Origin of the sequence: Kitasatospora sp. NPDC085464 (assembly GCF_044541955.1) — a bacterium.
GTDB lineage: Bacteria > Actinomycetota > Actinomycetes > Streptomycetales > Streptomycetaceae > Kitasatospora.
Window position 1 is genome coordinate 115,094 of record NZ_JBITTM010000023.1, and the last position, 14,000, is coordinate 129,093.

Annotated in this window: 13 protein-coding genes and 1 tRNA gene; 8 read left to right on the forward strand and 6 right to left on the reverse strand. The window is 71.7% G+C overall.

Annotated features, from left to right (window positions below; all coding sequences use genetic code 11):
• Window positions 1-20: 20 nt before the first annotated feature.
• Window positions 21-149 (forward strand): DLW-39 family protein, encoded by a 129-nt coding sequence (locus tag ACIGG8_RS21555; RefSeq protein WP_014137031.1) that lies wholly within the window; start codon window positions 21-23, stop codon window positions 147-149.
• Window positions 150-317: 168 nt separating this feature from the next.
• Window positions 318-390 (forward strand) — tRNA-Ala (locus tag ACIGG8_RS21560).
• A gap of 90 nt (window positions 391-480) precedes the next feature.
• On the opposite strand, the gene ACIGG8_RS21565 is transcribed toward ACIGG8_RS21560, so the two are convergent.
• A complete protein-coding gene (locus tag ACIGG8_RS21565; protein ID WP_396549875.1) occupies window positions 481-1,194 on the reverse strand; it encodes a DUF5324 family protein in 714 nt (237 codons plus the stop codon).
• A 216-nt stretch (window positions 1,195-1,410) separates the two neighbouring features.
• Here ACIGG8_RS21565 and ACIGG8_RS21570 point away from each other — a divergent pair, with 216 nt between their 5' ends.
• Entirely contained in the window at window positions 1,411-2,304 is an 894-nt protein-coding gene (locus ACIGG8_RS21570; protein ID WP_396549877.1) for a rhomboid family intramembrane serine protease, read from the forward strand.
• A gap of 360 nt (window positions 2,305-2,664) precedes the next feature.
• Here the strand turns inward: ACIGG8_RS21570 and crgA are convergent, their stop codons facing one another.
• Window positions 2,665-2,913, reverse strand: coding sequence for a cell division protein CrgA (gene crgA, locus ACIGG8_RS21575; protein WP_189913287.1), 249 nt, complete (start codon window positions 2,911-2,913; stop codon window positions 2,665-2,667).
• A gap of 170 nt (window positions 2,914-3,083) precedes the next feature.
• Between crgA and ACIGG8_RS21580 the strand changes: the two genes are divergently transcribed.
• The 5 genes from ACIGG8_RS21580 to ACIGG8_RS21600 all read left to right on the forward strand — a co-directional run bounded on the left by ACIGG8_RS21580 (window position 3,084) and on the right by ACIGG8_RS21600 (window position 6,815).
• Window positions 3,084-3,848, forward strand: coding sequence for a DUF881 domain-containing protein (locus tag ACIGG8_RS21580; protein WP_396549880.1), 765 nt, complete (start codon window positions 3,084-3,086; stop codon window positions 3,846-3,848).
• Between the two features lie 69 nt (window positions 3,849-3,917).
• Window positions 3,918-4,097 carry a hypothetical protein gene (locus tag ACIGG8_RS21585; RefSeq protein ID WP_350526482.1) on the forward strand — a complete coding sequence of 60 codons (180 nt, stop codon included), beginning with the start codon at window positions 3,918-3,920 and terminating at the stop codon, window positions 4,095-4,097.
• Between the two features lie 54 nt (window positions 4,098-4,151).
• On the forward strand, window positions 4,152-4,814 hold the full coding sequence (locus tag ACIGG8_RS21590; protein ID WP_396549882.1) for an aminodeoxychorismate/anthranilate synthase component II: 663 nt from the start codon (window positions 4,152-4,154) through the stop codon (window positions 4,812-4,814).
• Between the two features lie 5 nt (window positions 4,815-4,819).
• Window positions 4,820-5,923, forward strand: a complete 1,104-nt coding sequence (locus tag ACIGG8_RS21595) for a class E sortase (RefSeq protein ID WP_396549884.1) — start codon at window positions 4,820-4,822, stop codon at window positions 5,921-5,923.
• 37 nt (window positions 5,924-5,960) lie between these two features.
• Window positions 5,961-6,815, forward strand: a complete 855-nt coding sequence (locus ACIGG8_RS21600) for a class E sortase (RefSeq protein ID WP_396549886.1) — start codon at window positions 5,961-5,963, stop codon at window positions 6,813-6,815.
• Between the two features lie 168 nt (window positions 6,816-6,983).
• Here ACIGG8_RS21600 and pknB read toward each other — a convergent pair whose 3' ends face one another.
• The 4 genes from pknB to ACIGG8_RS21620 all read right to left on the reverse strand — a co-directional run bounded on the left by pknB (window position 6,984) and on the right by ACIGG8_RS21620 (window position 13,972).
• Window positions 6,984-9,095, reverse strand: coding sequence for a Stk1 family PASTA domain-containing Ser/Thr kinase (gene pknB / locus ACIGG8_RS21605; RefSeq protein ID WP_396549888.1), 2,112 nt, complete (start codon window positions 9,093-9,095; stop codon window positions 6,984-6,986).
• A 260-nt stretch (window positions 9,096-9,355) separates the two neighbouring features.
• Window positions 9,356-10,813: a peptidoglycan D,D-transpeptidase FtsI family protein gene (locus ACIGG8_RS21610; protein ID WP_396549890.1), complete on the reverse strand. Its 1,458-nt coding sequence runs from the start codon at window positions 10,811-10,813 to the stop codon at window positions 9,356-9,358.
• Window positions 10,810-12,186 carry an FtsW/RodA/SpoVE family cell cycle protein gene (locus ACIGG8_RS21615; protein ID WP_350526487.1) on the reverse strand — a complete coding sequence of 459 codons (1,377 nt, stop codon included), beginning with the start codon at window positions 12,184-12,186 and terminating at the stop codon, window positions 10,810-10,812. The genes ACIGG8_RS21610 and ACIGG8_RS21615 overlap by 4 nt, the downstream gene beginning before the upstream one ends.
• A 160-nt stretch (window positions 12,187-12,346) precedes the next feature.
• Window positions 12,347-13,972, reverse strand: a complete 1,626-nt coding sequence (locus tag ACIGG8_RS21620) for a PP2C family protein-serine/threonine phosphatase (RefSeq protein ID WP_396549892.1) — start codon at window positions 13,970-13,972, stop codon at window positions 12,347-12,349.
• Window positions 13,973-14,000 lie beyond the last annotated feature (28 nt).

A 14,000-nucleotide genomic window follows, 5' to 3' on the forward strand; every position in this document is an offset into this window, starting at 1 on the left:
AAGAAGGACGAGGTCCCGCGGTGAAGAAGCTTCTCCTGGTCGCCCTGGTCGCCCTCGGCGGCTTCTTTGTCTACCGTCAGGTCCAGGCGGACCGCGCCGAGCAGGACCTGTGGACCGAGGCCACCGACCCGGTCCCGGCCGGTCGCTGAGCTCCGGCGATCTGACGATCGACGATCTTCGGGGGCGCCTGTCGGCGCCTCCCGGGCCGGCCGGCCCGGTCGACCGACCGGACCGGCCGGTTCCCTTCGGGGGACGGCGCTGGGAAACGCGCCGGGACCCGGTACGCTAGTGCCCGTCGGCACGCGCGATGCCGTCGAGGGGCATTAGCTCAGTTGGTAGAGCGCTGCCTTTGCAAGGCAGATGTCAGGAGTTCGAGTCTCCTATGCTCCACAGTTCACAGCAGTAGCCGATCGGCCGCTGACCGGAATCCCGGTCAGCGGCCGATCGGCGTTCGCGGGCCTCTCCGCGCCTTCCGCACGGTCAGTCCGCCGCGGGGCCCGCGCCGTCGGCGGGCTCTCCGGGCTCGGCGGTCCCGCCCTCGGGGCCGGCCCCGTTCACCGGGGCGGTGGCGGCGTGCGCGCCGGCCGGCCGCGGCTCCTTCGCGGACGGGGGCTCGACCAGCCACTCCGGGTTGCTGTGCCGGCGCCACCACTGCCAGGCCACCAGGCCGGTGCCGATCGCCAGCAGGCCGGCCACGGTGAGGCCGGTGGTCCAGCCGCGGCACCGTTCCCTCCTGGCGTTGCGGGCGGCCAGTTCGCTGATCTCGGCCGAGCTGACGTGGCCCTGCAGGGCGGTCAGCGCGGCGGCGCCCCGGTACTGGGCCTCCTGGGCGACCGGGACGACCGCGGCGCGGGCGTCGCCGACCGCCTGGGCCACCCTGGGGCCGACCGTGGTGCGGGCCTGGTCAGCGGCGCGGGCGGCGGAGAGGCGGGCCGCCAGAGCGGCCTCCTGGGCCCGGTGGAGGGCCTTCAGGGCGTTCTGCTGGGCCTCCGGCGGCAGGCTGGCGAAGGCCTGGCCGAACTGTGGGGCCAGGTGCTTGTCGTACTGGACACGGAGATTGTGGGCGGCCTGGGTGGTCATCGGCCCGAGGGCGTCCAAGGCGGGGCCGATGCGTTGCTTGGCGCCGTCCGCGAAGTGCGCGGCGGTGTCCCGGGTCCTGGTGGCCGTCTCACGGGCTGAGTCCGAAAAGCTCACGAGTCTCTCCTCCTGGGTGGCGTCCTTTATGCACCTGTCCACCTGAATGCTGATCATGCATGCCGATTTGTCCGACGGCACGTCGGAGTGGGCCGTACGCGGGGCGGCGGGTGGGCGCGCGCGGGGCGGCGGGATGCGGGGGAGCGGGCCGCCGGGCGGGGGTGCGGCAGTAGGCTGGCTGTTTCGGAGGTCGCGTACGGGAAAGGGGACCCGCTGATGCTTCCGGACGAGCCGCGGTCGTCGGCCGATCCGTCCCCGGAGGGCGGACCGCCCGGCTGCCACCGCCACCCCGGGACGGCCACCGGGATCTCCTGCACCCGGTGCGAGCGGCCGATCTGCCCGGAGTGCATGGTGCCCGCCGCGGTGGGCTTCCAGTGCCCCGAGTGCGTCAGCCGGGGGCACGCCGGGAGCCGGCAGGCGACCACCCGCTTCGGCGGGGGGCTCGCGGCCGACGGCGGGCTGGTCACCCGGGTGCTGGTCGGCGTCAACGTGGTGGTCTGGTTGCTGGCGGCCTACGTGCTCACCCCGCAGCTGGGCCAGACCTGGTCGCTGTTCAGCGCGGGCCGGGACGTCCTCGGCGGCCCGGCCGGCATCGCGGACGGCCCGGACCAGTGGTACCGGCTGCTGACCGCCACCTTCCTGCACGTGGAGTGGTGGCACATCGGGCTGAACATGGTGGTGCTGCTCTGGCTCGGCCCGCCGCTGGAGGAGGCGCTCGGCCGGCTCCGCTTCCTGGCCCTCTACCTCGTCTCCGCCCTGGGCGGCAGCACCTTCGCCTTCCTGGTGGCCGGGAACCTGATGAACTCGGTGGGGGCCTCCGGGGCGATCTTCGGGCTGATCGGCGCCACGATCGTGCTCCAGCTGCACAACCGGGGCCCGCTGGCCCCGGTGATGGCGTTCCTGGTCTTCAACCTGGTCGTCACCTTCTCGCGCCCGGGCGTCGACTGGCGGGCGCACCTGGGCGGCCTGGTGCTCGGCACGCTGACCGCGGCCGGTCTGATGTACGCCCCGCGCGAGCACCGCGGCCCGGTCCAGGCGCTGGTGGTGGCGGGGGCCCTGGCGGTGGAGGCGGCGCTGCTGCTGATCGGGATGTCCCTCTACGGCGCCTGAGGGCCGGGCGTCACGGCGCCCTGGTGTCCGGGCCTTTGTCCACAGCGGGTGCGGGGTTGTGCACAGGCTGTGCGGCGCCCGGGCTGTGGACTGTTGTTCTACGCGTGTCCTGCTGTGCGGTTCTCCCGCTTCCGGGGAGTTGTGCACAGCTGTGGACGGCCCCGGCCGGGAAAGTTATCCACAGGCTGGGGAGACTTTTCCCCAGTGTGGATAACCATGTGGATAAGCCTGACAGTCGGATGATGGGTATGACCGACCGGGTTCCCGCCGGTGTCCGGGCACGCCTGACCGCCGCCCCGGGACGAGCGATCCGGAGCGGCGGGGAGCGGCCCGGTACCGGGCCTCAGGACGAGCGGGTCGTCACTTCCACTGGGTGGAGACGCCGAACCCCGCGGCGATGAAGCCGAAGCCCACCAGGATGTTCCAGTTGCGCCAGCTCTCGACCGGGTAGGTGCCGCTGGTCACGTAGTAGGTGACGATCCACACCAGGCCGATCAGGAACAGTGCCAGCATCAGCGGCGCGACCCAGCCGCGGCCCGAGCTGATCTTCACCACGGCCGTCGTCGGCGGGGTGTAGTCGGACTTCTTGCGGAGTCGAGACTTCGGCACGAGGGGATCTCCTGTCGATGCGCTGTGAGACCGCGCAGAGGTGCAGCGGGTGGGTCGGGTGACGGCGGTCGGCCGTGAGAACGCTCTGAGGACCGCTCCGCACATGCCACCGGCGTCCGTTAGCGTAGTGGCTCGGCGGGTCTTGAGGAGATAAGGGTACGGTGACTAATTTGTCGATTCCCCCTGAGCCGGTCCGTACCCGCCGCTCCGGTACCCGAATTGTCGGACGTGCCCTGACCTGCGCCGTCTTCGCGCTCGCCGGATTGCTCTTCTACATCAGCGCGCAGACCGCCCGCGGCACCGACCTGCGGACCGACAACTCGCTGCTGAGCCTCGGCGACGTGATCCGCCAGCGCAGCGCGCAGAACCAGCAGGCGCAGTCCCAGCTCGCGGACCTCCAGGCCCGCGCCCAGGACCTCACCGAGCAGCAGGGCCACAGCCCCGCCGACGCGGCCCGGCTGGACGGCCTGCGGCTCGGCGCCGCCCTGGAGCCGCTGCAGGGCGGCGGCCTGACCGTCACCCTCAACGACGCCCCGCCGAACGCCACCGCGCGCATCCCCGGCGTCCCCGAGCCCGGCGTCAACGACCTGGTCATCCACCAGCAGGACATCCAGGCCGTGGTCAACGCGCTGTGGCGGGGCGGCGCGGAGGGCGTGCAGGTGATGGACCAGCGGCTGATCTCCACCAGCGCCGTCCGCTGCGTCGGGAACACCCTGCTGCTCCAGGGGCGGGTCTACTCCCCGCCGTACGTGGTCAAGGCGGTGGGGAAGACCGACGCGCTGCGCTCGGCCGTCGACGCGGACCCGACGATCCGCAACTACCTGCAGTACGTCCAGGCGTACGGGCTGGGCTGGAAGGTCCAGGAGAGCGGGGACCTCACCCTGCCGGGGTACTCCGGCACCACCGAGCTGCGGTCGGCGGGCGGGCAGCAGTAGCCGGACCGGCCTCGCGGCCGTGGGAGGCGGGTCTACTCTTGACCCAGTCTGCTACGACGAGGGAGCACCATGTACGGCTTCATCTGGCGTCACCTCCCGGGGAACACCCTGGTGAAGGCCGTCATTTCGGTGCTCCTCATCCTGGGGATCGTCTACCTGCTCTTCACCTACGTCTTCCCGTGGGCGGAACCGTTGCTCCCCTTCGGTGACGTCACAGTGGACGGCGGCGACGGCGCCGCGGCCGGCTGAGCCGCCGGCCCGGCACTTCCATCCAGCACCGCATCCCACGGAGACCACGCGCGCATGACCACCCAGTCGAACCCGCCCCGCATCCTGGTGGTGGACAACTACGACAGTTTCGTCTTCAACCTGGTGCAGTACCTGTACCAGTTGGGCGCCACCTGCGAGGTGGTGCGCAACGACGAGGTGAGCGTCGAGCACGCCGTCCGCCGCTCGGGCGAGGAGGGCTTCGACGGGGTGCTGCTCTCCCCCGGGCCCGGCGCGCCGGAGGAGGCCGGGGTCTGCATCGAGATGGTGCACCACTGCGCGCGGATCGGGCTGCCGGTGTTCGGGGTCTGCCTGGGCCTGCAGTCGCTCGCGGTCGCGTACGGCGCGGTGGTCGGCCGGGCTCCGGAGCTGCTGCACGGCAAGACCTCGCTGGTCGAGCACGAGGACGCCGGGGTGTTCGAGGGCCTGCCCTCGCCGCTGACCGCGACCCGCTACCACTCGCTCGCGGTCGAACCGGCCACCGTGCCGGAGGAGTTGGTGGTCACCGCGCGGACCGAGAGCGGTGTGATCATGGGGCTGAGGCACCGTGAACTGCCGGTCGAGGGCGTGCAGTTCCACCCCGAGTCGGTGCTCACCGAGGGCGGGCACCGGATGCTCGCCAACTGGCTCGCGGAGTGCGGCTTCCCGCAGGCGGTGGACCGGTCGGCCGGGCTCGCCCCGGTGATCGGCCGGGGCTGAGCGGCGTGACCACGCTGCGTCCGGAGGGGCGATACCAGCCGGAGGCGGACCCGTACGGCGGTGGGCGGCAGTTCGACGACGCCCAGGCGTACGCGAGCCCGCAGTACGACGGTGCCGGCGCCGCCCCGCACCACCAGGGGTCCCCGGGCCGGACCGTGGCCGAGGACGCCTGGGGCGTGTACGAGCAGGCCGAGGAGCCCCTCGCGGGCGGGCCCGAGTACCCCTGGCTGCCCGACCAGACCCTCCAGCTGCGGCTGCCCGCCGGGCTCGGGGCGTCGGCCGCCGAGCCGGCCCCGCCGACCGGCGGCCGGGCCGAGCGCCGCCGGGCCGCCCAGGGCCGTACGGCGATCCGGTCGGGCAACGGGCGGCGGCGGGCGCGGGGCCGGTCCGCGGGACGGGTACGCCCCAAGGAGTCCGCGCTCGTCGTGACCGCCCGGGCCGTCGGCGAGCTGTGCATAACGCTCGGCCTGGTGATGCTGCTCTTCGTCGCCTACCAGCTCTGGTGGACCAACGTGCAGGCCGACGCGGCCGCTTCCGGCGCCCGCGACCAGCTGGAGCAGCAGTTCGAGGCCGCCCAGGCGCCCGCCCAGCCTGGGCAGCCGGCTCCGGACCCGAACAAGCCCGAGGTGTTCGAGCCGGGCAAGGGCTTCGCCATCGTCTACCTGCCCAAGCTGGGGCTGAAGTTCCCGATCGCCGAGGGCACCTCCAAGACCGCGGTGCTCGACAAGGGCCTGGTCGGCCACTACCCCGGCACCGCGATGCCGGGCGACAAGGCGGGCAACTTCGCGCTGGCCGCCCACCGCAACACCCACGGCGAGCCGTTCCGGTACATCAACCAGCTCTCCAAGGGCGACAAGGTCGTGGTGGAGACCGCCGTCGGCTACTACACCTACGAGATCACCGGGGGCATCCCGGAGACGTCCCCGAGCAACGTGAGCGTGATCAAGCCGGTGCCGAACGGCTCCGGGTACACCGGCCCCGGCCGCTACATCACGTTGACCACCTGCACCCCCGAGTTCACCTCCAAGTTCCGTCTCATCGTCTTTGGGAAGATGATCGAGGAACGGCCGCGCAGCCAAGGCAAGCCGGCCGCGATCACGGGCGGGTAGCCGCCCGGCCGCCCGGCCCGGAGGGGGACCATCGCACATGCAGGACGACGAGGCCGCGCAGGCGGCCCGACCGGGGCAGGACGCCTTCCCCCCGCCCGCGCGGCCGACCGGGCGGGGGAGGAGCCGGGCGCTGGCCGCGCTCGGGGTGTTCGGCGAACTGCTGATCACCCTGGGCCTGGTGCTCGGCCTGTTCGTGGCCTACTCGCTGTGGTGGACCAACGTGCAGGCCGACCGCTCGGCGTCGGAGGCCTCCGACCGGCTGCGCAGCTCCTGGGCCGCGGGCCCGAGCACCGGCGCCCCGGCCGCCCCGGGGGGCGCCCCCGCCCCGGCTCCCGCCCCCGGTGCCAGTGCCGGTGCCGGTGCCGACGCCTCCGCCCCGCCCGGGTCGAAGCCGTTCGCGGCCGGGGAGGACGTCGGCTTCCTGCACGTCCCGGCGATGGGCCGGGACTTCCAGGTGCTGATCCGGATGGGCACCTCCACCGAGGTCCTGGACGAGGGCGTGGCGGGCGTCTACGAGCAGCCCTACAAGGCCGCGATGCCCTGGGACCAGGCCGGCAACTTCGCGCTGGCCGCCCACCGGGACGGCCACGGCGCCAAGTTCCACGACCTGGACGCCGTCCACAAGGGCGACGCGGTCGTCGTCGAGACCAAGGACAAGTGGTACGTCTACAAGGTCGACAACACCCTCCCGGAGACCTCCAAGTTCGACACCGGCATCGTGGCGCCCGTCCCGGCGAGTTCCGGGTACGCCGGCCCCGGCCGCTACATCACCCTGACCACCTGCACGCCGGTCTACACCTCGCGGTACCGGATGGCGGTCTGGGGGAGCCTGGTGCGGGTGGACGACGTGGACGCCAAGCGCACCCCGCCGCCGGAGCTGCGGCACTCCTGAGGCCGCCTGACGGGCCGTCCGGACCTCTCCCGTGCCGGGGAGCCGCGCGGCAGGACGGGAACGCCCGAGGGCCCGCCGCGTGCGTCGCGGCGGGCCCTCGGGCGTCGCTGTCCGGTCCTACCAGGCTCCGGCTCCCCGGTTCAGCCGAACCAGGGGAAGATCGGAGGCCTAGTGGTCTCCTTTGGCGGGCGGGGTGGTGGGGTCGCCCCCTTTGGTCGGATCGGCGGCCTTCGTGAAGAGCTGGACCTGGGTGTTCGGGTCCAGCATGGTGCCGGCGCCCGGGTTGCTCATCTGGACGATCGCGTTCGGGTCCTGCGGGCCGACCACGGTGTAGCCGAGGTTGACCTTCGCCAGCTGGGCGATGGCGTCCGACAGCTTCTGGTTCTGCAGCGGCGGGACCTGGGACTTGTCCGGGGCCTTGAAGATCGTCAGCGCGATCTTGGTGTTGGCCGGGACCTTGGTGTTGGGCTGCACCGACTGCGAGGCGACGGTGTTGACCTTGGTCGGGTCGTTGGTCGGGGTGGTCTTCGAGGCGTCGACCTGGAAGCCCGCGCCCTGCAGCTGGTTCGTTGCGTCGTCCTTCTGGATACCGACCACGTTCGGGACGTTGACCTTGCTCTTGCCCTGAGAGACCGTCAGCTTGATCGGGGCGGTCGGGTCGGCGCTCCCACCGGCCGGCGGGTCCTGGGCGGTGACGGTGTCCTGCGCGGCGGTGTCGTCGTCCTTGTACTCGGGGGCGCCGACGTTGGTGAAGCCGGCCGCGGCCAGGGCCTGCAGCGCCTGGTCCTTGGTCTTGCCGACCACGGGCGGCACGGTCGCCTTCGCCGGGCCGGAGGAGACCTGCACCGTGATGGTCGAGGTCTCCGCCACCTGGGTGCCCGTCGTCGGGTTCTGGGTGCAGACCTGGTCCTTCTTGACGGCGGCGTCCGGGCAGGCGATCTTGTCGCCCTCCGTCACCACCAGCTTGGCGCCGGCCGCCGCGGCGGCGGTCTTGGCGTCGGCCAGGCTCTTGCCGACCAGGTTCGGCACCGCGACCTTCGGGGCGTCCTTGTCTCCCTTGTCGCTGAACATCGCCTGGGCCACGAAGAAGGTGCCGACCAGCACCAGCACGGCGGCCACCGCCAGCACGATCCACGAGGTGTTGCTCTTCTTCGGCTGGTCGCCGCGCCGGCCGCTGCGGCCCTGGCCGTCGTCGTAGCCGTCGTTGCCGCCCGCACCGGCGTAGGTCTGGCCGTAGCCGTCGTCCGGGTAGCCGCCCTGCTGCCCGTAGCCGGGCTGCCCGGAGGCCTGCGGCAGGACGGTGGTCGGACCGCCGCCGGGCTGCTGCGGCATCATGTTGGTCTGGCCGTACGGGTCGTGCGGCTGCGGGTAGCCGTTCTGGTCGTAGCCGTAGCCGGCCGCGCCCATGCCGTAGGCGGCCTGCTGGGCGGCGGCCACCGGCAGGCCGTCGAGGAAGCGCTCGATGTCGTCGCGCATCTCGTCGGCGCTCTGGTAGCGGTAGTCCCGCTCCTTGGCGAGCGCCTTCAGCACGATCGCGTCGATCTCGGGCCGCACCTCGGGGTCGAAGACCGACGGCGGCTGCGGCTCCTCCCGGACGTGCTGGTAGGCCACCGCGACCGGCGAGTCGCCGACGAACGGCGGGCGGACGGTCAGCAGTTCGTAGAGCAGGCAGCCGGTGGAGTAGAGGTCGGAGCGGGCGTCGACCTGCTCGCCCTTGGCCTGCTCGGGGGAGAGGTACTGGGCGGTGCCGATGACGGCCGAGGTCTGCGTCATGGTCATCCCGGCGTCACCCATCGCACGGGCGATGCCGAAGTCCATCACCTTGACGTTGCCCTGCCGGGTCAGCATCACGTTGGCGGGCTTGATGTCGCGGTGCACGATGCCGGCCCGGTGCGAGTACTCCAGGGCCTGGAGGATGCCGATGGTCATCTCCAGCGCGCGCTCCGGCAGCAGCCGGCGGCCGGAGTGCAGCAGCTCGCGCAGCGTCGACCCCTCGACGTACTCCATCACGATGTACGGGATGGAGATGCCGTCGATGTAGTCCTCGCCGGTGTCGTACACGGCGACGATCGCAGGGTGGTTCAGGGACGCCGCCGACTGCGCCTCACGGCGGAAGCGGGCCTGGAACGACGGATCCCGGGCCATGTCGGCCCGGAGCGTCTTCACGGCGACGGAACGGCCGAGCCGGGTGTCATGGGCGAGGTAGACCTCGGCCATGCCGCCGCGTCCGAGGACGCCGCCCAGCTCGTACCTGCCGCCTAGGCGACGAGGCTCTTCCATAGTTCCGACCCTCTCCCTCACCCGCCGGTGAGGTTGTGACGTAGGTGTCCCCGCACGCTCTGGGTGACGCCGCGTGGTCCGCGACCGGTTTCTCCGGCCGGGCCGTGCGGTGCCTCGCGGGCGGCAACGGGCACACCCGCTGCTGGCGGATACGCTACCGGTCGCACCCCATCGGACCGGAGTCAGCCGTCGGCCGATATCAGACCGGTATCCGCAGGGGGGTGTCGATCGTGACATTCCCCTCACTCCGGACCGGCCCCCTACTTGCCGAGTGCGGCCTGCATCACCGCCTTGGCGATCGGGGCCGCGAGCCGGCCGCCGCTGATGCCGTCGCGGTTCTGCGAGCCGTCCTCGACGACCACCGCGACCGCGACCGACCGGCCGTCCGAGGCCTTGGCCCAGGAGGTGAACCAGGCGAAGGGCAGTCCGGCGTTGTCCTCGCCGTGCTGCGCGGTGCCGGTCTTGCCGCCGACCTGGATCCCGGGGATCTTGGCGTTGGTGCCGGTGCCGTTCTCGACCACCGAGACCATCAGGTCCTGCATCTTCGCCGCGGTGGTCGGGCTCATCGCCTGGGAGAACTGCTTCTCGGTGTGCTTGGAGATGGTGGTCAGCGAGGCCGAGCGCTCCTGGTCGACCAGGTACGGCTGCATCAGGCTGCCGTTGTTGGCGATCGCGGCGGAGACCATGGCCATCTGGAGCGGGGTGGCGCGGGTGTCGTGCTGGCCGATCGAGTCCTGCGCGGTGCCGTCCAGGCTGGGGCTGTCCGGGAAGATGCTCTTCTCGGAGCGGACCGGGGTGTCGACGGTGCTGTTGAAGCCGAACTTCTCGGCCTGCGCCCGCATCTTCTCCTTGCCGAGGTCCGCGCCCATCTTGGCGAACACCGTGTTGCAGGACTGGTCCATCCCGGACTTCACGGTGGCGTTCTCGCAGCGCTCGTTCGGGCTCTCGTTCTTCAGCTGCGTGCTGGTGTTGGGCAGGGTGTACGGCTCCGGGGTCGACGTGGCGTCGTCGACGTTCTGGTAGAGGCCGTTCTCGAACGCCGCGGTCGCGGTGACCAGCTTGAAGGTCGAGCCGGGCGGATAGGTCTCCTTCAGCGCCCGGTTGAGCATCGGCTTGTTCGGGTCCGCGTTGAGGTCCGTCCAGGCCTTGGAGTCGGTCGTGCCGCTCCCGGAGAAGGTGCCCGGGTCGTAGGACGGGGTGGAGACCAGCGCCAGGATCGCGCCGGTCTTCGGGTCGATCGCGACCGCCGCGCCCTTCTTGCCGCCCAGACCGTCGTAGGCGGCCTTCTGGACCTTGGCGTCGATGGTGGTGACGACGTCGCCGCCGCGCTTCTGCTCGCCGGTCAGCATGTCCAGGGTGTTGCGGAAGAACAGCCGGTCGTCGGTCCCGGAGAGGACGCCGTCCTCCAGGTTCTCCAGCTGGCTGGAGCCGAAGACCTGGGAGGAGTAGCCGGTCACCGGCGCGTACATCGGGCCGTCGACCCAGGAGCGCTGGTACTTGTAGCGCAGGCCGTTGACGAAGTCGGACTTCGTGACCGGCTGGCCGCTGACGATGATGTTGCCGCGCGGGTGGGCGTAGCGGTCGTACAGCTGGCGCTTGTTGTTCTTGTTGTTCGCCCAGGAGTCGGCCTGGACCCCCTGCACCCAGTTGGTGCGCACCATCAGGGCCAGGATCAGCACGAGGCAGAAGATCGAGACCCGGCGGATCGGCTTGTTCATCGGGCGGGTCCTCCCTGGCCCTCGGTGGCCGGGGCCGGTTCGGCCCCGGGGCGGCGGGCGCTGTCGCTGATCTTCAGCAGGATCGCCACGAGTGCCCAGTTGGCGACGACGGACGAACCGCCCTGGGCGAGGAACGGCATGGTCATACCGGTCAGCGGGATCAGCCCGGTCACACCGCCGGCCACGACGAACACCTGGATCGCCATCGCCGAGGCCAGGCCGACGGCGAACAGCTTGCCGAAGGGGTCGCGGGCGGCTATCGCGGTGCGCAGGCCGCGCTGGACCAGCAGTGCGTACAGCAGGAAGATCGCCATCAGGCCGGTAAGCCCGAGCTCCTCGCCGAAGGAGCCCAGGATGAAGTCGCTCTTGGCGGCGAAGGCGATCAGCCACGAGCGGCCCTGGCCGAGGCCGGAGCCGGTGACCCCGCCGGAGCCGAGGGCCATCAGCGACTGGCCGATCTGCTCGGTGGCGCCCTTCGGCGGGTGCGGCGCGAAGGCGGCCATCGGGTCGAGCCAGGCGTTGATGCGGACCTTCACGTGGTCGGCGGTCGAGGCGACCGCGACCGCGCCGCCGATCGACATCAGCAGGCCGAACAGGATCCAGCTGGTCCGCTCGGTGGCGACGTAGAGCATCACCACGAACAGGCCGAAGAACAGGAACGACGTGCCCAGGTCGTTCTCGAAGATCAGGATCAGCAGGCTGAGCAGCCAGATCACGACGATCGGGCCGAGGTCGCGGCCGCGCGGCAGGTACAGGCCCATGAAACGGCGGCTGGCCAGGGCCAGGGCGTCCCGCTTGACCATCAGGTAACCGGCGAAGAAGACGGTCAGGATGATCTTGGCGAACTCGCCGGGCTGGATGGAGAAGCTGCCCATCCGGATCCAGATCTTGGCGCCGAAGTCCTCCTCCCGGGACGGGAAGAAGGCCGGCGCGGCGAGCAGGACCAGGGCCACCACCATCGAGATGTAGGTGTAGCGCTGGAGCACCCGGTGGTCCTTGAGGAGGACCATCACCGCGATGAATCCGGCGATCCCGAGGCCCGACCACATCAGCTGGTTCTCGGCCGCGGGGTAGTTGCCCCTGAGCAGCTTGCCCGCCTTGTCCAGCCGCCAGATCATCACCACCCCGAGCCCGTTCAGCAGGGTGGCGATCGGCAGCATCAGCGGGTCCGCGTACGGCGCGAAGCGGCGCACCAGCAGGTGCGCGACCAGCGCCAGGGCGCCCATGCCGAGGCCGTAGCCGAGCATGCCCGCGGGCAGCTTGGAGTCCATCGCGAGGCCGACGTTGGCGTACGCGAGGACCGGCACCAGCACCGCAAAGAGCAGCAGGGCCAGCTCGGTGTTGCGCCGGTTCGGGGCCTCCTGCGGGGAGATGGTGGTGTTGGCCCGTCGGCGCGGGACGGCCCGTTCGGCCGTTGCCCTGCGTCGGCCGGACCGGCCGGTGTCTTCGCTCAGGTCGTAGCTGCTCACGTGGTGACCGCTCCCTGACGGCCGGCAAGCCCGCGCGGGGCGGTCCTATGTCGGATCACGGACGTCACTGCTTCGGGCAGGCGTTGGCCCGGCTGAGTTCGTCTTCGGTCAACTGGTTCGGGTCGCCCTGGGCGCCGGCCGCCGGTGTGGTGGCGTTCGGTGTCGGGGCGGTCGTGCTCGGTGCGGTCGGTGCCGGTGCGGTCGGGGTGGGCGTGGTCGACGGGGCGGCGCTCGGGGCCGCCGCGGCGGGGCCGCGGTTCTTCTCGGTCGGGGTGGGCGTGGTCGTCAGGAACGCGGCCTGGGTGGCCTGCGTCGCCGGGGCCGCCGCCTTGGCGGCCTTCTGGCAGAGCTGGACCCAGCCGTCGAGCTCCTGGACGGTCGACTGGGCGTCCTTCAGGCTGCTCACCGAGATCGTCTTGTTCAGGTGGGCGCGCTGGTCCTGCGGCAGCCACTTGAGCTGGATGCCGCTGTACGAGTCGCGCACCGAGGACAGGCTCAGGCCGGCCAGGTTCTGGTTGATGCCCTGGTAGACGGCGACGTGGTCGCCGTCCTCGCCGACGTAGTACTGGTCCTGCGTCCACTGGTAGCCGAAGTAGCCGGCGCCGCCGAGTAGGCCGAGCGTGACCAGGACGGCCACCGAGATCGTCAGGCCCTTGCGCTTGCGCTTGCGGGGCGGCTCCTCGTCGAAGTCCTCGGTGCCGTACACCGAGGGCTCGGCGGAGCCGTAGCCGTAACCGCCCTCGTAGCCCTCGGCGGGGCCGAAGCCGCCCGTGGCGGGGTCGTAGCCGGCCTCGTAGCCCTCGGCGGGGCCGAAGGCGCCCTGCGGGCCGCGGCCGAGGCCCGCCGCGCGGCCGGCCGGGGTGTCCGCGATCGAGCGGTCGGCGGCGGCCGAGGACGGCGGGGCGTCGGCGACCGCGCCGACCACCACCGGGACGTCGTTGAACTGGCCGCTCATGGTGTCCGTGGCGCCGACGTCGATGACGTCCGCCACGATGCAGGTGATGTTGTCCGGACCGCCGCCGCGCAGCGCGAGCTGGATCAGCTCCTGCACGGTCTGCTCGGGCGAGTAGTAGCTGCCGAGGGTGTCCTGGAGGGTCTGGTGGCTGACCGGGCCGGAGAGGCCGTCGGAGCAGATCAGGTAGCGGTCGCCGGCCCGGACCTCGCGGATCGACAGGTCGGGCTCGACCTGGCCGCGGCCGTCCAGCGCCCGCATCAGCAGCGAGCGCTGCGGGTGGGTCTCGGCCTCCTCGGGCGTGATCCGGCCCTCGTCGACCAGGCGCTGCACCCAGGTGTGGTCCTGGGTGATCTGCACCAGCGAACCGTCGCGCAGCAGGTAGGCGCGGGAGTCGCCGACGTGCACCAGGCCCATCCGCTGGCCCGTCCAGAGCATGGCGGTCAGCGTGCAGCCCATGCCTTCGAGCTGCGGGTCCTCCTCGACCATCTGCCGGAGCCGGTCGTTGGCGCCCTGGACGGCGTCGCCCAGCAGGGTCAGCAGGTCGGCGCCCGGCACGTCCTCGTCCAGCCGGACGATCGAGCCGAGCACCTCGGAGGAAGCGACCTCGCCGGCCGCGGCGCCGCCCATGCCGTCGGCCACGGCCAGCAGCCGCGGCCCGGCGTAGCCGGAGTCCTCGTTCCCCTCCCGGATCAGTCCCTTGTGGGAGCCGGCGGCGAAGCGCAGCACCAGGGTCATGCGACCTGTGCCCCCCTCTGGGTCATGG